The organism is Micromonospora parva (assembly GCF_000718515.1).
In the GTDB taxonomy this organism is placed as follows: Bacteria; Actinomycetota; Actinomycetes; order Mycobacteriales; family Micromonosporaceae; genus Micromonospora; species Micromonospora parva.
Window position 1 is genome coordinate 370290 of sequence record NZ_JNZS01000004.1, and the last position, 18130, is coordinate 388419.

The 18130-nt window shown below is 72.8% G+C and carries 15 protein-coding genes; 9 read left to right on the forward strand and 6 right to left on the reverse strand.

The window, feature by feature from the left end; translation table 11 throughout:
* The first annotated feature begins 64 nt into the window (after positions 1 to 64).
* Complete coding sequence (locus IF22_RS0106385) at positions 65 to 2533, forward strand: ATP-binding protein (RefSeq protein WP_030329456.1); 2469 nt, start codon at positions 65 to 67, stop codon at positions 2531 to 2533.
* Positions 2534 to 2571: 38 nt separating this feature from the next.
* On the opposite strand, the gene IF22_RS0106390 is transcribed toward IF22_RS0106385, so the two are convergent.
* Genes IF22_RS0106390 through IF22_RS0106410 form a run of 5 tightly spaced genes read right to left on the reverse strand, consistent with a single transcriptional unit; the run spans position 2572 to position 9951 of the window.
* On the reverse strand, positions 2572 to 4785 hold the full coding sequence (locus tag IF22_RS0106390) for a DUF8189 domain-containing protein (RefSeq protein WP_030329457.1): 2214 nt from the start codon (positions 4783 to 4785) through the stop codon (positions 2572 to 2574).
* A 46-nt stretch (positions 4786 to 4831) separates the two neighbouring features.
* Positions 4832 to 6919 (reverse strand): alpha-galactosidase, encoded by a 2088-nt coding sequence (locus IF22_RS0106395; protein WP_030329459.1) that lies wholly within the window; start codon positions 6917 to 6919, stop codon positions 4832 to 4834.
* Positions 6916 to 7737 (reverse strand): carbohydrate ABC transporter permease, encoded by an 822-nt coding sequence (locus IF22_RS0106400; protein WP_030329461.1) that lies wholly within the window; start codon positions 7735 to 7737, stop codon positions 6916 to 6918. Before IF22_RS0106400 ends, IF22_RS0106395 begins: the two co-directional genes overlap by 4 nt.
* Complete coding sequence (locus IF22_RS0106405; protein ID WP_051708219.1) at positions 7737 to 8654, reverse strand: carbohydrate ABC transporter permease; 918 nt, start codon at positions 8652 to 8654, stop codon at positions 7737 to 7739. Before IF22_RS0106405 ends, IF22_RS0106400 begins: the two co-directional genes overlap by 1 nt.
* A 1-nt stretch (position 8655) precedes the next feature.
* Positions 8656 to 9951, reverse strand: coding sequence for an ABC transporter substrate-binding protein (locus IF22_RS0106410; protein ID WP_030329465.1), 1296 nt, complete (start codon positions 9949 to 9951; stop codon positions 8656 to 8658).
* A 160-nt stretch (positions 9952 to 10111) separates the two neighbouring features.
* On the opposite strand from IF22_RS0106410, the gene IF22_RS0106415 reads away from it, so the two are divergent.
* The 8 genes from IF22_RS0106415 to IF22_RS0106450 all read left to right on the forward strand — a co-directional run bounded on the left by IF22_RS0106415 (position 10112) and on the right by IF22_RS0106450 (position 17253).
* On the forward strand, positions 10112 to 10858 hold the full coding sequence (locus IF22_RS0106415; protein WP_030329467.1) for an SDR family NAD(P)-dependent oxidoreductase: 747 nt from the start codon (positions 10112 to 10114) through the stop codon (positions 10856 to 10858).
* A 35-nt stretch (positions 10859 to 10893) separates the two neighbouring features.
* Positions 10894 to 11604, forward strand: a complete 711-nt coding sequence (locus IF22_RS0106420; RefSeq protein ID WP_030329469.1) for a FadR/GntR family transcriptional regulator — start codon at positions 10894 to 10896, stop codon at positions 11602 to 11604.
* Positions 11601 to 12746 carry a galactonate dehydratase gene (gene dgoD / locus IF22_RS0106425; protein WP_030329471.1) on the forward strand — a complete coding sequence of 382 codons (1146 nt, stop codon included), beginning with the start codon at positions 11601 to 11603 and terminating at the stop codon, positions 12744 to 12746. Before IF22_RS0106420 ends, dgoD begins: the two co-directional genes overlap by 4 nt.
* The gene (locus IF22_RS0106430) at positions 12743 to 13579 is read left to right on the forward strand and encodes a hypothetical protein (protein ID WP_245233543.1); all 837 of its coding nucleotides are present in this window, start codon (positions 12743 to 12745) and stop codon (positions 13577 to 13579) included. The genes dgoD and IF22_RS0106430 overlap by 4 nt, the downstream gene beginning before the upstream one ends.
* 10 nt (positions 13580 to 13589) lie before the next feature.
* Positions 13590 to 14210: a bifunctional 4-hydroxy-2-oxoglutarate aldolase/2-dehydro-3-deoxy-phosphogluconate aldolase gene (locus IF22_RS0106435; protein WP_030329475.1), complete on the forward strand. Its 621-nt coding sequence runs from the start codon at positions 13590 to 13592 to the stop codon at positions 14208 to 14210.
* Positions 14207 to 15148: a sugar kinase gene (locus tag IF22_RS0106440; RefSeq protein ID WP_030329477.1), complete on the forward strand. Its 942-nt coding sequence runs from the start codon at positions 14207 to 14209 to the stop codon at positions 15146 to 15148. Before IF22_RS0106435 ends, IF22_RS0106440 begins: the two co-directional genes overlap by 4 nt.
* Positions 15149 to 15168: 20 nt before the next feature.
* Entirely contained in the window at positions 15169 to 16050 is an 882-nt protein-coding gene (locus IF22_RS0106445; protein ID WP_030329479.1) for an SMP-30/gluconolactonase/LRE family protein, read from the forward strand.
* A gap of 99 nt (positions 16051 to 16149) precedes the next feature.
* On the forward strand, positions 16150 to 17253 hold the full coding sequence (locus IF22_RS0106450; RefSeq protein WP_030329481.1) for an L-dopachrome tautomerase-related protein: 1104 nt from the start codon (positions 16150 to 16152) through the stop codon (positions 17251 to 17253).
* Positions 17254 to 17370: 117 nt separating this feature from the next.
* On the opposite strand, the gene IF22_RS0106455 is transcribed toward IF22_RS0106450, so the two are convergent.
* The gene (locus tag IF22_RS0106455; RefSeq protein ID WP_030329483.1) at positions 17371 to 18126 is read right to left on the reverse strand and encodes a dienelactone hydrolase family protein; all 756 of its coding nucleotides are present in this window, start codon (positions 18124 to 18126) and stop codon (positions 17371 to 17373) included.
* Positions 18127 to 18130 lie beyond the last annotated feature (4 nt).

Below are 18130 nucleotides of genomic sequence, written 5' to 3' on the forward strand. Positions count from 1 at the left end.
TCAGGTCACCGCCGGTCCGCCGGATGACCGGCGGGAACCGCAGAGATGATCTGCTCGCCCCACGGTGATCGACGGCGGCGAGAACAAGACCCGGGGCGGCGGGAGCCCAACTCCCGTCCGCCCCGAACGTCTGCGCGGGCCCGTCGAATTCGTCGGCCGAACGGCGGAACTGGCCCAGTTACGCCGGCTCGTCGCCACCCCACCCTGCCTGATCCTGCTCGAAGGTGAGCCCGGAATCGGCAAGAGTCGGCTCGTCGCCGAGCTGCTCGCCGAACTCCCCGGGCGGCACCTCGTCGGCGAGTGCGACGACGTGCCCGAACCCTTCCCGCTCGGCGTGCTGCTGGACGCGATCCGGGGCTGCACCGAGCGACCCGGTCCACTCAGCCCGGTGGCCGGCGCCCTCGCGCCGCTACTGCCCGAACTCGCCGACGTCCTGCCGGACGCGCCGCCCCCGTTGACCGACCCGGCGGCCGAGCGTCATCGCCTGTTCCGCGCCGTCGCGGCGGTGCTCACCGCGCTGAGCCCCGCCACCCTCCTGCTCGAGGATCTGCACTGGGCGGACCCGGCGACCTGCGAACTCCTCGCGTACCTGAGCACCCACCCGGTGGACGGGCTGGCAGTGCTGCTGACCGCGCGGACGGCGACGCCGGGGAGCAGCACGCCGATCCACGACGCCCTGGCGCGGACTCCCCCGTGGAGCGTCACGCGCGTCGCGCTCAGCCCGCTGGACGCCGATGACGTACGCCGGCTGGCGGCGCGCACCCTGCGGCTCGACGACCCGCCGCAGCAACTGACCGCCGCCCTGCTCGACCGCACCGCCGGTATCCCGTTCGTGGTCGAGGAGGTGCTGCGTACGCTCGCCGAGCGGGGCGGCGACCCGTTGGCCGACGACAGTGTCCCGTTCGTCCTCCGTGACGTGCTGCTCTGGCGGCTGCGCCCGCTCGACGAGGCCACCCGGGAGGTGCTCGGCGCGGCGGCCGTGCTGGGCATGACGCCCGATCAGCGCATCCTCGCCGCGGTGCTCAGCCTGGACCGGGTGGCGATCGGCGCGGCGTTGACCGCCGCACACCGGGCGGGCCTGCTGCACGACGCCGGGGACGGCCTGCGGTTCCGCCACGACCTGGCCCGACAGGTGGTCTACGACCTGGTGCCCCGGGAGAGCCGGGAGTGGCTGCACCTGCGGGTCGCGCGGGTGTTGGAGCAGGAACTGCCGAGACCGGTGGCCCAGCTGGCGCACCACTACCGTCGGGCCGGCAGCGGGGCCGACTTCGTCCGCAACGCCGAGGCGGCCGCCGACCTGGCCACCGAACGCGGCGACGACGCGACCGCCGCCAGCTTCCTGCTCCAGACGATGGACATCGCCGAGCTTCCCCGACCGGTACGGGTTCGACTCGCCGCCAAGCTGGGCCGGTCGGCCATCGACGGGCTCAGCCAGGCCGAGGCGATCCCGGTGCTGGAACGGCTGCTCGCCGACCGACGGCTGCCACCGGGCGCCCGAGGGGAGCTGGGCCTGGTGCTGGGTCGGATGCTGCGCCAGCAGGGCGAGGCGCTGCGCGGGTACACCGAGATCGAGCGTGCGGTGCCGTACCTGCGCGCGCCGCGCCGCAAGGCCCCGGCGCTCGCGGTGCTGGCGGCCCCCGACACCGTCGTGGGCCGGCACGTCGACGACCACCTGGCCCGTTGTACGGAGGCGGAGACCGCAGCGGCGGCCAGCGGGGATCCCGGGTCGCACCTCGCGGTCCGCATCGCCCGGGCCTCGCTGCTGCTGGAGTTGGGCGACCCGGCGGCCTGGGCGATCATCACGGAGCTGCGGGCGTCCGCGGAGTTGGCCGATCGGCCGCGCGAACACGCCCGCGCCTGCCTGAACTGGGCGCAGGGCGCGCTGCACGCCGGTCATCCCGAGCAGGCCGAAGCGTTGCTGGCGGTCGGTCGGGCGCTGGTCGACGAGACCGGGTACGAGCGGCTGACGTCCCTGGTGGAGGCGACCCAGTTGTCACTGGACCGAGCCACCGGCCGGCTGGACGGTCTCGTCGAGCGGCTCCGTCGGCTGGTCGCCAGCGCCGAGCGGATGCCGGTCACCCTGCTGGACGCGCGGGCCGAACTGGCCACCGTGCTGGCGCTCACCGCCACCGCGAACGCCGGCAGCGCCGCCGGCCTGGGCGACAGGACCGGCGGGCTGGACGAGGTGGAGGTGGCCGAACGGGCGCTGCGGGAGGTGGTGGTCGACGCCCGCCGAGTCGGTGCGATCTGGCCGCTGGTGCAGACGCTGTCGGCGCTGGCCCGACTGACAGTGACCAGGCAGCCGGACGAGGCCGTCCGGCACGCGACGGAGGCGCTGTCGGTGGTACGCGGAAAGGGCATCCTGGCGTGGGCCGCCGACGCGGTGCTGGTGCTGGCCGAGGCCGCAGCGGCGCAGGGTGAACCGGCGCGGGCCGCGGCGGCGGTCGCCGAACTGGAAGCCGGGATCGCCGGCCGTGACACGCCGCTGGCCCGGGCCGCTCTGCACCGCTGCCGAGAACTCGTCCCGGCCTGAGCCGGGGCGGGCCGTCGGTCGACGGCCCGCCCCGTGGATCACAGGACGACCTGGTGCACCCGGTCGTCCACGCCGCGTACCGCCAGCCAGGCGCCGCCGTTGGCGCCGGCGGCGGCCCCGGGCGCACCCCGGAACGCGTCGGTGGCGAACTCACCACGTCGGAACCAGCCGCCCCAGGCACCGTCGGCCAGGTTGCGCTGCCAGAGCCGGTTGTCGGCGGCCAGCGCGAACAGGTAGACCCGGCCGGAGGTGGCGAGCAGGGTCGGGCTGCCGCTGGTGGTGCCGCCCAGGTTCGTCCAGGCCGACCACGTGGTGCCGGTCCGGCTGCTCCACCACACCTCGTCGGTGCGGCTGCGGACCGCCACGTGCAGCACGCCGGCGTCGTCGACGACCGCGCTCGGCCGACCGTAGAACGGCCGGTTCTCGGGAGCCCCCACACCGGTCCAGCCAGCGCTCGGCGTACGCGTCCAGAGCTTGCCGTCGGCACCACGGGCGACAAGCGTCCACTGCGTCGGGCTGGTCCACGCCACCGCCGGCGCGTCGGTCAGCGTGCCGCCGAGGTTGCGCCACGGCCCCCACGTACCGGCGACGTAACTGCGCTGCCAGGCGGCGTTGTCGGTGCCCCGGACGAAGACGTCGATCCGCCCGTCGGCGGAGCCGTACGCCGCCGGCTGGCCGAGGATCCGGCCGCCGACCGGGCCGCCGAGGGAGGTCCACCGGCTTCCCCACGTCGTACCGGAACGGGTGTTGACCGCCAGGGCGCCCTGCGCGTCGCGGACGAAGGCGGTGGCGTGCGTGTCGTCGACCCGGACCAGCGCGGGGCTGGCACTGGCGGTGCCGCCGAGGTCGGCGCCGGCGACCTGGTCGGTGCCGGTCAGGCCGAGCATTGCCACCCCGTGCGCCGGCACCTCGACGGTGTACGAGCCGGTGAACGGCTGCACGCCCGGGGTGCCCGGCTGGGCGTCCACCGTGGACCGGGACCACAGGTCACGGACCCGGACCGACCCGCCGAGGGCGACGTCGGCGAAGTTCACGGTGATCTGCTGGGCGGTGTCGTGCCGGTTGAGCAGCGCGACGGCCCGTCTGCCGGAGCCGGCGAGCACCTTGCTCCAGACCTGCGCGTCGGTGCCGGTGTCGGCGACCTTGACGCCCTGCCGTACCAGCGGGTCCTGGTCCACGGCGATGATCTCGGGGTTGGTCAGCGCCGAGATCATCTCCTGCGGCAGGCCACGCGGGTCGGAGCCGATCACCAGCGGCGCGGCCATGATGGCCCACATGCCGAGCTGCGTCTTGGACTCCTCCAGGCTCAACTCGTACCCGCCGTCGGGCAGCGGACGCATCGGCAGCAGGTAGTCCGGGTCGTTGTAGTGCCCCGGCCCGGTGGCCGCCGGGTGGTACGCGTTGACGTCCATGTTGCGCAGCACCCACGGGAACGCCCACTGCGGCGTCGGGTCGGTGAGCCCCACGTCCGTGTACGTCCGCCAGGAGTCGGCGATCGTGGGCGCATACGTGTAGCTCCAGGTGGAGAGCTGCTCCGGGGTGTACGGGCCGCCACCCCAGTCCGAGCTGACCGGGTTGCAGATGTTGAGCAGCATCGGGCGCGGTGACTGGCGTACCGCCTCGGCCAGCTCGCGGAAGGTGGCCTCCGGGTCGAGGCCGGCGGCGCGGCCGCAGAGCCAGTCGGCCTTGAGCGCGTCGAAGCCCCAGCCGGCGAACTGGGCGATGTCCGCCTGGTAGTGGCCGTTGCTGCCGAGCCCGCACTGCCCCGGCAGGTACGGGCCGGCGTCGGTGTAGATGCCGGCCTTCATTCCCCTGCTGTGGATGTACGCGGCCAGCGCCGCCATTCCGCCGGGGAAGCGAGCGGGGTCGGCGACGAGCTGACCGGCCTCGTCACGCGGGGTGGGGGCGGCCCAGTTGCCGTCGATCCAGACGTAGGTGTAGCCGGCGTCGCGTAGGCCACTGTGGACCATGTAGTCGGTGACCGACCGTACTTCGGCCTCGGTGGGATCGCCACCGAGGCCGAAGTAGGTGTTCCAGCCCTGGTAGGGCGTGGGGGCGAGGCCACTGTTGAAGAAGGTCGGCGCGCCCTGGTCCTCCGCGCCGGTGGCCGCCGGGGCGTGACCGGGGCGGCCGGGCCCGTGGCCGGCCTTCGGGGGGTCGGCGTGGGGTGGGCCGGCCATCGCCGGCACGGGGCTGGCCAGGCCCAGGCCGAGCACGGCCAGGGCAGCGGTCAGCTGTCGGTTCAGGCGCATGGAGGTACTCCTGTCCCTCGGGGGTGGGGGTGGTGGTGCTCCGAGCTCAGTCGCGGGTCAGCACGATGAGGTCGGCGTCGTGGGTGGCGCTCCACCGCACGGGCAGGCCCGCCGCGGTGAGGTGGCTGCCGGAGTAGTGCCGGTCGCCGTGCGAGTAACGGGCCGCCGGGTCGAGGCCGCGCAGCGGCAACCGGACCGGGCGGGACGGGAGCAGCCCGGCGCCGTCGAGCCGGCCGGTGTGCCAGGCCAGGACGACCACCCGGCTCTCGTCCGGCGCGGTGTACTGCACCGCGCAGCGGGCCTGGTCGGGGCCGCCGATCAGGTGCACCTCTCCGTGCGTGACGACGTCCCGGATCTCCTTGTAGCGGGCGATCCAGCCGGCCGCCTCGGCCCGCTCGGCGGGGGTCCACGCCCGGATGTCCGCGCCGATGCCGAGCACACCGGCCATCGCCAGGACGAACCGGAACGCCAGCGTCCGCGGGCGCGGGTCGAACAGGCCGGGCGCGTCGGTGACCCAGGAGCTGAGCAGGTGCGGGGCGTTGGCGTGCAGGAAGCCGTACTGGATGGCCAGCCGGTCGAGTGGACCGGTGTTGTCGCTGGGCCAGAACACGTCGGCGCGGGCGGCCATCGCCAGGTCGGTACGCGCGCCGCCGCCGGCACACGCCTCGATCAGCACACCGGGATGGTCGCGGCGCAGCTGCTCGTAGATCCGGTGCAGGTTGGCGACGTGCGCGCCGTCCAGGTCGAGTGGGCCCAGCCCACCGGACCGACCCGGTTCGGTACGCGGCCGGTTGAAGTCCCACTTCAGGTAGTCGATGTCGTACCGACGCAACAGCCCGTCGACTGTGGAGTGGACGAACTCGGCGACCTCCGGCCGACCCAGGTCGAGCAGGTACTGGTTGCGGACCGGGGTGATCGGTCGGCCGTCGACGGAGTAGACCCACTCCGGGTGCTCGGCGTACAGGGACGACTTCGGGTTGACGCACTCCGGCTCGACCCAGAGGCCGAAGTTCAGCCCGAGGGCGCGGACATCGGCGATGAACGTGTCGAACCCGGCCGGGAACTTCGCCGGGTCGGGTGTCCAGTCGCCCAGCCCGGCGGTGTCGTCGTCGCGGCCCACGAACCAGCCGTCGTCCACGACGAAGGTCTCCACACCCAACTCGGCAGCGATCCGGGCGAGCGCGAGCTGGCTCTGCGCCTCGACGGCGAAGTAGGTCGCCTCCCAGGAGTTGTAGAGCACCGGACGCGGCCTGAGCCGTTCCCCGGCGAGCAGCCGCTGGTGGGTGTGCCAGACCCGGGCCAGCCCGTCCAGGCCGTCCGAGCTGTACGCCCCGGTCGCCACCGGCAGGGTCAGTCGCTCGCCGGGGGCCAGCTCCAACGGGCCGTCGACCAGCTGACGGCCGACCCGGACCCGGGTCAGGCCGCCGGTGTCCCGCTCCGCGCTGATCTCCCACGAACCGGTCCAGGCCAGCGCCATCCCCCAGGCCGGGCCGGCCGGCTCGGCGGTGTCGCGCACCGCCAGCCAGGGCACGTGCAGATGCCCGGGTACGCCCTGGGAGCTGCCGATGCTGAAGGTGCCGTGGCCCAGCTCGACGTGGGAGAGCTGGAACTCCTGCGCCCACTGCCCCCACTGGTGGCTGAGCAGCGCGCCGTGCGGCGTGGGTACGCAGAACCCGCCCGAACCGGCCCGGATGACCCGCAGCGCGTCGCTGCCGTCGTTGGTCAGCTCGACCCACCGCTGCACCACGTCGGTGCCGACCGGCATCCGGTAGTGCACAGTGGCGCGCAGCCCGGTGACTGGGTCGGCGAACTCGACGGCCAGCTCCCGCTGGTCGGCGTCGATCCGCGCGTCGGTGTGCGCGAAACCCACCCGCCGCTGCCCGTTCGAGGTCTCGATCACCAGGTCGGGGCCGGTGAACGGGCGGTCGGCGTCGGTCGCGTACTCGATGGGGGCCGCGTCCCCGGCGGTGAGGAACGGGACCGGGCCGTCGTAGCCGACCGGCGAGGGCCCGTCGGAGACGCCGTGCGGCCCCCACGCGACAAGTTCCAGCCAGCGACCGTGCGCTGGCACCCGCACCGTGTACTCGGTGTGCGTGCCGCGCAGCGTCCAGCGCTGCCCGGCCTCGGCGGTCACTTGACCGCTCCGATCGCCAGGCCGGAGACGAAGTGCCGCTGGAAGCGGAGGAACACCGCGACGGTGGGGACGGCAGCGATGACGGTACCGGCGGCGATGACGTTCCAGGACGACACGAACTGCCCCTGGAGCGCGAGCAGCGCCGGGGTGACCGGCATGTTGTCGTCGGTCCGCAGCACGGTGATCGCCCAGAGCAGGTCGTTGAAGATCCAGGTGAAGGAGAGCGCCCCGAGAGCCGCCAGCGCGGGGCGGGTCAGCGGCAGCATCACCCTGGTGAAGATCTGCGCGGTGCCGGCCCCGTCGATGGTGGCCGCCTCCTGGATCTCGCCCGGCAGGTCCCGCATGAAGCCGTGCAGGACGAACGTGTAGAAGCCGAGCCCGAAGCCGACCTGCACCGCGATCAACGCCCAGATCGTGTCGTACAGGCCGGTCAGTTCGCTGAACTTGGCCACCGGGATGAGCAGGATCTGCGGTGGCAGCAGGTTGCCGGCGAGCATCAGCAGCAGGATCGTCCGCCGGCCGGGGATCCGGAATCGGCTCAGCGCGAACGCGGCCATCGCGGCCAGCCCGAGGCTCAACGCCACCGACGGGATGGTGACGATCATGCTGTTGATCAGGGCGCGCAGTTCGCCGCCGTCGGTCCACGCCTGCCGGTAGGTGTCCAGCGTGAACGAGCGGGGCAGGCTGCCCACGCCGTGCGCGGCGATGTCGTCGAACGACCGGGTGGACATCACCACCACCCAGAGCACCGGACCCAGCCAGAGCAGCGAGAGCAGGATCATGCCGGTGTGGAAAGCCCCGGTACGGAGCTTGTTCATCACGCTTCCTCCCGGAACGCGCGGACCAGGTAGCCGAGGATGACGGCCAGCGCGAGCACGAAGATCACGACCGCGATCGCCGAGGCGTAGCCCAGCCGCAGGCTCTGGAACGCGGTCGAGTACATGTAGGTGCTGAGCAGCTCCGACGAGTGGTACGGCCCGCCCTTGGTCAGCGACCAGACGATGTCGAACGAGCGCAGCGAGTCGATCACGATGACCGACAGCACCACCGCGTTGACCCCCTTGAGCTGGGGAATGGTGACGTGCCGCAGCCGCTGCCAGGAGTTCGCGCCGTCCATCCGGGCCGCCTCGTGCAGCGCCGGGTCGATCGCCTTCAGCCCGGCGAGGAACAGCACCATCACGTACCCGATCTGGCGCCACAGCGCGGGCAGGATCACCGCGTACAGGGCGGTCTGCGGGTCGGCGAGCCAGGGCCTGATCAGGCTCTCCAGGCCGACCGCCCGCAGCAGCGTGTCGGCGATGCCGTCGGGCTGGTAGAAGACCCGCCAGACCAGCGCGGTCACCACCAGCGAGAACACCACAGGGGTGAACAGCGCGGCCCGGTAGAACCCGACACCGCGCCGCTCCTTCTGCAAGACGAGCGCCATCCCGAAGCCACCCAGCACGGAGAGGCCGCCGAAGAGCACCAGCCAGATCACCGTGTTGACCAGCGCGCCCCGGAAGGTGGCGTCGCCGGCCAGCTCGACGTAGTTGTCGGTGCCGACGAAGGTCGGCGGTGTCATCCCGTCCCAGCGGGTCAGGGAGAACCAGAAACCCTGGAGCGCCGGCCAGAACACCCAGATGCTCTCGACCGCGAACGGCACCAGGACGAACGCCACCAGCAGCGGCGACAGTCGGGCCGACCGTCGCCGCCGCCGGGTGGGGGTGACCGAAGTCGTGGAGATCGTTGCTGTCACGTCAGCCCTTGAAGACCTTCTCGGCGCCGGCCTGCCACTCCCGCAGGATCGCGTCGATCTGGTCCGGCTTGTCGATGAACTTGGTCAGCGCGGTGTCGGCGGTCGGCTGGAGCGCGTCGCTGGAGTCGCGGTTGAAGAACTGGGTCAGCTCCTTGGCCTCGTCGAGCATCGCCTTGCCCTTGACCACCAGCGGGGAGTCCGACGCCTTGGCCTTCGGGTTGGCCGGCAGCACGATCCCGGAGCTGGCCTTGACGTACGCCTCCTGGGCCTCGACCCCGGCCAGGTAGCTGAGCAGTGCCTTGGTGCCGGTCGGGTTGGCGGTCTTCGCGCTGGCGAAGAAGCCGTCGGTCGGTGCCTCCTCGGCCAGCGGCACCGCCGGGTCGATGATCGGGAACCGGAAGAAGTCCAGGTCACCGAGCGCGTCCTTCGGGGCGGCGTCGGCGAAGAACGTACCGATCAGGAACATTCCGGTCTTGCCGGCCAGCAGCGCGGTGGTCGCCTCCTGGAACGGGTACGCCTTGCCCTTGGGGTCGAAGTAGGGCAGGGCCTCGCGCCAGCGGGTGAAGACCGCCTTGACCTTCGGGTCGTCGAAGCGCTGCTTGCCGGCGAGCAGCTCGCGGTGGAACGGCGCGCCGTTGATCCGGATGTTGAGGTAGTCGAACCAGGCCGAGGCCACCCACGGGGTGTCGCCGAGGCCGATGCCGATGGGCGGGATGCCCTTGCTCTTCAGCGTCTCGCAGAGGGCGAGGAACTCGGTCCAGTTCTTCGGCTCCTGCACGCCCCACTTGGCGAAGTTGGACTTGCGGTAGAAGAAGCCCCACCAGTAGTTGTTCATCGGCACGAAGATCTGCTTGCCGCTGGCGTCGGTGGAGAGCGTACGCAGCGACTGCGGGTAGTCGCCCAGTGACTTCCAGACATCGGAGACGTCCAGCAGCAGGTTCTTGCTGGCGTAGTCGTTGGCGACCGAGCCCGCGTACCAGGTGTAGAGGTCCGGCGGGTTGGCCGAGGTCAGGTAGGTCGGCAGCTGGGTCCGGAAGGTCTCCGAGGCGATCGTGTTGAGGCTCGCCGTGCCCTTGCCCTGCCCGTTGAAGGTCTCGATCAGCTTCTCCATCGCGGCCTTGGCCTGCGGCGAGGAGAGGTTCGACTGGATGGTGACCGCGCCCGAGCCGCTGCTCGTCGTCGGCCCGCTGGCGGAGCTGGCGCACGCGCTGAGGAACGAGCTGGCGCCGAGCGCGCCCAGGCCGGCGAGCCCGAGGTGGCCAAGGAATCGCCGGCGACCGGGGTCGAAGTCGCTCACGGAGGTATCCCTTCCTTTACGACACGTAGCGTTACGGCGCGATGTGTCGTCCATGTGAATGCTGTGACGAGAAGGTTGCATCGACCCTCGCCGGCTGTCAAGATATCTTCGTAATTAATGATTAGACGAGACCAAGGTCAGGGGTCAGGTGGATCAGCCTATGCGCCGGCTTGATGGCAAGAACGCGCTGGTCACCGGCGCTATGGGTGGGATCGGCGCGGCCATCGCCCGACGGCTCGCCGCCGAGGGTGCAGCGGTCGCCCTGCTCGACGTGGCAGACACCGGCCCGCTGGCCGAGGAATTGACGGCGCGAGGTGACCGAGCACTGTCCGTAGTGGGCGATGTCAGCGACGAGGCTGACTGGACGGCCGCCGTGAACGCCGTACGGGACCAGCTCGGCCCGGTCGACATCCTGGTCAGCACCGCGTACGCCGTGCGGGTCGCCCCGGCCCACGAAACCAGCCGACAGTCCTGGGACCACCAGCTCGGCGTCAGCCTCACCGGCTCGTTCCTCGGCGTCCGCGCCTGCCTGGACGACCTGCGGGCCCGCTCCGGCGCGGTGGTGCTGATCTCCTCGGTGCACGCGCTGGTCGGGTTGCCCGGCCGGCCCGCGTACGCCGCCGCCAAGGGTGGCCTGGTCGCGCTCGGCCGCCAACTCGCCGTGGAGTACGGCCCGCAGGTCCGGGTCAACACCGTGCTGCCCGGGCCGATCCTCACCGCCGCCTGGGCCGACGTGTCCGAAGAGGACCGGCAGCGCAGCGTGGCGGAGACCGTCGCGAAGCGTTTCGGCACACCGGACGAGGTGGCCGCGACGGTCGCCTTCCTCGCCTCGCCGGACGCCGCCTACATCACCGGCGCGAGCCTCGTGGTGGACGGTGGCTGGACAGCGGTGAAAGCCTCGGCCTGAGAGATCGATACCGACCAGCGAAAAGGCCAGGAGCATTGGCACAGTACGCACGCCGCGGCGTCCACGGGCAGACCGTCGAAGCGATCGCCCGTCGCATCCTCACCGGTGAGATCCCCGCCGGCGCGACCCTGAACATCGTCGCGTTGCAGGAGGAGTTCGACGTCAGCCTCACCGCGCTCCGCGAGGCGCTGAAGGTCCTCTCGGCCAAGGGCATCGTCGACGCCCGACAGAAGCGCGGCACCTTCGTCCGACCCCGGGCGGACTGGAACCTGCTCGACGGCGACGTGATCCGGTGGCAGTTCGCCGAGGGCACCGACCAGCGGTTGCTCGACCAACTGCACGAGGTACGCGCCATCATCGAGCCGGCCGCCGCCCGGCTGGCCGCCACCCGCGCCACCACTGACGACCTGACCGCCCTCGACCGGGCACTGGACGAGATGGCCCAGGCCAACGGCGATCCCGCCGCCGCCATCGCCGCCGACCTCGCCTTCCACCGCGCGCTGCTCACCGCCACCCACAACGAGCTGCTGGAACGGATGGAGGTGGTGATGGAGACCGGGCTCGCCGAACGGGACCGGCTGGTGCACGGCGGCACCCCGCACGACGACCCGGTGCCCAGCCACCGCGCGGTGGTCGACGCGCTGCGCGACCGGGACGAGACAGCGGCCGAGACCGCGATGCGTCAGTTGCTGGACAAGGCCGTCCGCGACGTCGAGAAGGTACGGGGACGAAGGGGCAGTCAGTGAAGATCGAGCGGATCGAGACCTTCCTGGTCGCGCCACGGTGGTTGTTCTGCCGGGTGGAGACCGACGACGGGTTGGTCGGGTGGGGTGAGCCGGTGGTCGAGGGCCGCGCCGAGGTGGTGCGCAGCGCGGTCGAGGTGCTCTCCGAATATCTGATCGGCGCGGACCCCCTGCGCGTCGAGCAGCACTGGCAGGTGCTCACCAAGGGCGGTTTCTACCGGGGCGGGCCAATCCTCTCCAGCGCGGTCGCCGGTCTCGACCAGGCGCTCTGGGACATCGCCGGGCAGGCGTACGGGGCACCGGTGCACGCGCTGCTCGGCGGGCCCGTCCGGGACCGGGTGCGGATCTACTCGTGGATCGGCGGGGACGAACCCGGCGAAGTGGCCGACGCCGCCGCCGCGCAGGTCGCCGCCGGCCTCACCGGAGTCAAGATGAACGCCTGCGGGCGGCTCTCCCCGATTCCCACCTCGGCCGAGGTGGACGCCGTCGTCGGCCGGGTGGCCGCCGCCCGCGAGGTGCTCGGCCCCGACCGGGACATCGCCGTGGACTTCCACGGTCGCGCCGGGATGGCCGCCGTCCGTCGGATCCTGCCCGAACTGGCCGCCCTGCGCCCGTTCTTCGTGGAGGAGCCGGTCCTGCCCGACCAGGCTCACCACCTGCCCGACATCGTGGCCAGCACGCCGATCCCGGTGGCCACCGGCGAGCGGCTCTACGGTCGGTCCGAGTTCCTCGGCCCGTTGCAGGCCGGGGTCGCCGTGGTCCAGCCGGACCTGTCGCACGCCGGTGGGATCTCCGAGGTCCGCCGGATCGCCGCGCTGGCCGAGACGTACGGCGCGCTGCTCGCCCCGCACTGCCCGCTCGGCCCGATCTCCCTGGCGGCCAGTCTCCAGGTGGCCTTCGCGACGCCGAACTTCCTGATCCAGGAGCAGAGCATCGGCATCCACTACAACGCCGGCTCGGAGTTGCTGGACTACCTGATCGACAGGGAGCCCTTCCGGTTCGTGGACGGGCACATCGCCCGCCTCGACCGGCCCGGGTTGGGCATCACCGTCGACGAGGCGGCGGTCCGCAAGGCCGCCCAGACCCCGCACGCCTGGCGCAACCCGCTCTGGCAGCACGCCGACGGGTCGTTCGCCGAGTGGTGACCGGTGCACGGCCGGTGCCGTTGCGGGTGGCGTACGACGCGGCGCACGGCGGCCGGTGGACGAGCCTGCACGGCGGTGACCGGGAGTGGCTCTGGCGCGGCCCGGAACCCGGCCGGCACGAGGTACGCCCCGGTGCGGCGTTCGTCGACGCCGGTGGGCTGGAGGAGTGCCTCCCCACCGTGCGCGGCGAGCCCGACCACGGCGAGGTGTGGTCGCGGCCGTGGCGCGAAGCGGCCCCCGGCACCGTGGTCGTCGAACGGCCCACGTTCACACTGCGCCGAAGGATCACCGACGACTGTGGCGTGGTGGTGGCCGACTACCGGCTGGCCGCCGACCCCGGGTACCGGTTCGTCTGGGCCGCGCACGCCCTGCTCGGCCTCTCCCCCGACGCCCATCTGGACGCGCCCGCCGGCACCCCGACCCGGCTGCACCCGGAGGCCGCCGCGCTCCTGCCGCCGGGCGGTTGGCCCGTCGGCGAGCCGTGGTTGACCGGGCCGTGGCCGGCCCCGGCCGGGCTGACGCTGGACACCTTCGGCCCGGACGACGGCACGGCGCTCGGCGCGGTGCTGCTCGACTGCCCACGGGTCCAGGTGATCGACGGCACCGACCGGCTGACCCTGGAGCTGGAGTGCGCCGACCAGCCCCGCAGCACGGCCCTCTGGCGCAACCTGGGCGGCTGGCCGGCCGACACCCCCTACCGCAGCCTCGGCGTCGAACCGATGCTCGGCGCTGCCTTCGACCTGGCCGACGCCGGCCCGTCCGACGCGGCGGTGGTTCCCGCCGCCGGCGAGGTCACCTGGCGACTCACCATCTCCGCCCACCGCACCCACTGAGGACACCGTGATGAACCTGCTCGACGAGCTGCGTACCCATCGGCTGCTGGCCATCGTGCGCGGCCCGGACCCGGCCGCCGCGCTGACCGCCGTGCTCACCCTGGCCGAGAGCGGCGTCGCCCTGGTCGAGGTCGCGCTGACCAGCACCGACGCGCTCGGCGTCATCCGCCGTGCCCGGGCCGCCCTCGGGCCCGGCTTCGGCCTCGGCGCGGGCACCGTGCTCAGCGCCGAGGACGCCCGCGCGGCGGCCGACGCGGGCGCCGGCTTCCTGGTCACCCCGGCGATCGCCGCGAGCCTCGCCGAGGGTGGCCGGCTCGGCCTGCCGGTGCTCGCCGGCGCCCTCACCCCGACCGAGGTGGTGCAGGCCACCGACGGCGGGGCCACCGCGATCAAGCTCTTCCCGGCCTCCCTCGGCGGGCCCGACTACCTCGGCGCGCTGCGCGACCCGTTCCCCGGCACCGCGTTCGTGCCGGTCGGTGGGGTCGACGCGGACGGCGCCCGGCGCTACCTCGACCGGGGCGCGACAGCTGTCGGCGTCGGTTCCCCGCTGCTCGGCGACTCCGTCCGAGGCGGCGACACCACGGCGTTGCGGGAGCGGGCCGCCGCCTTCCTCGCGGCGGTCCGGCCATGACCGACCTGGTCACGCTCGGCGAGACGATGGCGGCGTTCCGCACCACCGGCCCGCTGCGACTGGGCGGCACCGCCGGCATCTCCGTCGCCGGGTCCGAGTCGAACGTGGCGATCGGCCTGGCCCGGCTCGGCCACCGGCCGGCCTGGATCGGGGTCACCGGGGCCGACGAGCCCGGCGAGCTGGTCCGCCGTACGCTGCGCGCCGAGGGCGTCGACCTGACCTGGTCCCGGGTCGACCCGACCGCCCCCACCGGGCTGATCCTCTTCGAGAACCGGGTCGCCGACATCAACCGGGTCACCTACCACCGCGCCGGCTCGGCCGGCTCCCGACTGGGCCCGGCCGACGTGACAGGGGCCTTCGACGCCCCCGGGCCACCACCCCGACTGCTGCACGTCACCGGCATCACCTGCGCGCTGGGCGTCGAGCCGTACCAGGCGGTGGTGGCGGCCGTGCGGCGCGCCCGCGCGGCCGGCAGCACGATCTGCCTGGACGTCAACCACCGCAACCGGCTCTGGTCGGTCGCCGAGGCCGCCGCCGCGCTGCGCCCGCTGCTGCCCTCGATCGACCTGGTGATCGCCTCCGACGACGAGTTGGCGGTGCTGACCGACGCCACCGACCCGGCTTCGGCGCTCCTCTCGGCCGGCGTCACCGAGGTCGTGGTCAAGCACGGCGGCGACGGGGCGACCAGCCACAGCGCTACCGGCGTCATCCACCGTCCAGCCCGGACGGTGCCGGTGGTGGACACCGTCGGCGCGGGTGACGCCTTCGTCGCCGGGCTGCTCTCCGGCTGGCTCGACGGCCTCGACGCGCCGGCCCGACTGGACCGGGCCGTCATCACCGGCGCGTTCGCGGTCGCCACCCGGGGCGACTGGGAGGGTCTGCCCGACCGGGCCGAGCTGACGCTGCTCGACCACGGCCCCGGCGGTACGGTCCGCTGACGACCTTTGGGAGGAACACCATGGAGCTGACCGAGCCGACCGTCTGGAGCACCGACCGGCTGGAGTTGGGTGAGGGCCTGCGTTGGGTCGACGACCGGCTGGTCCTCGTCGACCTGCTGGCCGGGCGACTGCTGGAGACCGACGGCGACGCCCCGACCCCGCTGCGGGAGCTGCGCCGCCTCGACGTGCCACTCGGCGCGGTCGCCCCGGTGCTCGACCGACCCGGCGAATGGCTGGCCGCCGCCGGGACCGGCGTCAGGGTGCTGCCCGCCATCGGCGACCCCCGACCGGTCGCCGACCTGGTCGGCGACGCACCCGAGCCGACCCGGATGAACGACGCGGTCGCCGACCCGCACGGCCGCTTCTGGGCCGGCAGCATGACGTACGCGATGGCGCCCGGCGGGGGCACGCTGTTCCGCCTCACCCCGGGCGCCGAGCCGGTGCCCGCGGTGACCGGGCTGACCATCCCGAACGGGCCCGCGTTCGACGCGAGCGGCACCACCATGTACCTGGCCGACACCCCACTCGGCCAGATCGACCGGTTCACCGTCGACCCCGGCACCGGGGCCCTGCACGGACGGGAGCCGTTCCTGCGGCTGTCCCCCGCCGACGGCGGCCCGGACGGCATGACACTCGACGCGGCCGACCACCTCTGGATCGCGCTGTGGGGCGGCTCCGCGGTCCGCCGATACCGGCCCGACGGCACCCTGGACCGGGAGATCCGACTGCCGGCCAAGCAGCCGGCCGGAATCTGCCTGGGCGGCCCCGACCTGCGGCGACTCTTCATCGGCACTGCCCGGGTGGGGCTGGACGTGGCGGGCCCGCAGGACGGCGCGCTGCTCGCGGTGGACGTCGAGGTCCCCGGCCTGCCCGCCGCGCGCGCCGCCGCACCGATCGGCTGACCGGAGGCATACCGGACGCCACGGCGGGAACAACCGCACCGCAGGCGGTAACAGCCGACAGGTGGGGAGCGAGCCGATGATCAGCACAGGGTGGGCGGCATGAACGGGCCGGTCGGCGACGAGCCGATGGGGGAACTGGAGCTGGTGCACACCTTCACCGGCCCGATGCCGACCGGGGTGAGCGTCTCGCACCGGGGCCGGATCTTCGTCAACTTCCCGAAGTGGGGCGACGAGGTGCCGGCCACCGTCGTCGAGCTGCGCGACGGTCAGGAGACGCCCTACCCCGACCAGGCGTGGAACGACCCGTCCGGCGACGACGACGCGGGCGCGTTCGTCTCGGTGCAGAGCATCGTGGTGGACCCGGCCGACCGGCTCTGGGTGCTGGACACCGGCAGTCCGATGTTGCAACCCACCAAGCCGGGCGGCCCGAAGCTGGTCCGGGTCGACCTGGAGACCGACACCGTCGCCCAGGTGATCACCTTCCCGGCGGACGTGGCGCTGCCGACGACGTACCTCAACGACGTCCGCTTCGACCTGCGGCGGGGCGAGGCGGGCGTCGCGTACATCACCGACTCCGCGTTCGCCGGGCCGAACGGAATCATCGTGGTGGACCTGGCCAGCGGTGCCGCCTGGCGGCGGCTGCACGACCACCCGTCCACCAAGGCGGAGCCGCTGACGTCGTTCCGGCCGATTGTCGAGGGCCGGCCGTTCCTGGAACGACCGGCCGACGGGCCGCCGAAGCCGGTGGGCATGGGCTCCGACGGCATCGCCATCTCCGCCGACGGCACCCGGCTCTACTACTGCCCGTTGGCGTCCCGGCGCCTCTACAGCGTCTCCACCGACGCGCTGGCCGACCCGGGGGTCACCCAGGAGGCCGTCGCCGCGACGGTTGTCGACGAGGGCGACCGGGGCACCGCCTCGGATGGGTTGGAGAGCGACGACGCGGGGCGGCTCTACATCACCTCGTACGAGCACAACGCCGTGCTGCGTCGACTGCCCGACGGCGGGTACGAGACGCTGGTGCACGACCCGCGACTGCTCTGGCCGGACACCATGTCGGTGGCCACCGACGGATACCTCTACGTCACCGCCAACCAACTGCACCGGCAGCCGCAGTACCAGCGCGGCAAGGACCTGCGGCGCAAGCCGTACGCGCTGTTCCGCACCCGCATCGACGCCGGCCCGGTGCTGCTGCGCCCCTGACCGCGCCAGGGCCCGACTCCCTCCGCGATCTTGCACTTTCTGTCCCGACAGAAGGGGCATCTACTCCCAAATCAACAACCGGAACTGCAAGATCGACGCATTCTTGGACTCAGGCCGTCAGCTCGTCGGCAGGGTGCGGTCCAGCAGGTCGAAGAGGGCGGCCCAGTGACGCTCGGTGGCCTGCTCGTCGTACGCCGGGGTGTCGGCCATGGTGTAGCCGTGGTGGGCGCCCGCGTACACCTCTGAGCGGTAGCGCACCCCTGCGGCGTCGAGCGCCTTCTCCAGCGTGGCGATCTGCTCCGGCGTCATCGACTGGTCGGCGTCGGCGTGCCCGAAGTACACCTCACCGGTGATCGAGCCGACGGCGAGGTGCGGGCTGTCCGGCGCGTCGGTGACGATCCGCCCGCCGTGGAAGCTGGCGACCGCCGCGATGCGGTCCGGGTGCGCCTCGATGGCGCGCAACGCGTTCGTGCCGCCCATGCAGTAACCGGTGATCACCACCGGGCCCGGCCGGACGTCGTCGCGTGCGGCCAGGAAGTCCAGGTAGGCGGCGGTGTCCCGGCTGACCACCTCGGGGGTCAGCGCGCCGATCAGCGGCATGATCTGCTCGAAGAGCGCACCGCGCTGGTCCGCGTCGCCGAGCCGGGACAGGTCGAACAGCGGTGCCCGACCGCCCCGGTAGAACAGGTGGGGCGTCAGCACCAGGTAGCCCCGGGCGGCGATCCGCTCGGCCATCTCCACCAGGCGCGGGCGCGGCCCGAAGGCGTCCATGAAGAGCAGCACCGCCGGGAACGGGCCGTCGCCGTCCGGTCGGGTGAGGGACGCGTCCGCCACTCCGTCACTGGTTGCGATGTCCACCGTCGTCGTCAGCACAGTG

Bases quoted from the DNA above. Each gene is read 5' to 3' on its own strand.
- IF22_RS0106435 (WP_030329475.1), top strand. From the start codon at position 13,590: ATGAACCTGCTCGACGAGCTGCGTACCCATCGGCTGCTGGCCATCGTG.
- IF22_RS0106445 (WP_030329479.1), top strand. From the start codon at position 15,169: ATGGAGCTGACCGAGCCGACCGTCTGGAGCACCGACCGGCTGGAGTTG.
- IF22_RS0106400 (WP_030329461.1), bottom strand. From the start codon at position 7,737: ATGAACAAGCTCCGTACCGGGGCTTTCCACACCGGCATGATCCTGCTC.
- IF22_RS0106440 (WP_030329477.1), top strand. From the start codon at position 14,207: ATGACCGACCTGGTCACGCTCGGCGAGACGATGGCGGCGTTCCGCACC.
- IF22_RS0106450 (WP_030329481.1), top strand. From the start codon at position 16,150: ATGAACGGGCCGGTCGGCGACGAGCCGATGGGGGAACTGGAGCTGGTG.
- IF22_RS0106415 (WP_030329467.1), top strand. From the start codon at position 10,112: ATGCGCCGGCTTGATGGCAAGAACGCGCTGGTCACCGGCGCTATGGGT.
- IF22_RS0106390 (WP_030329457.1), bottom strand. From the start codon at position 4,785: ATGCGCCTGAACCGACAGCTGACCGCTGCCCTGGCCGTGCTCGGCCTG.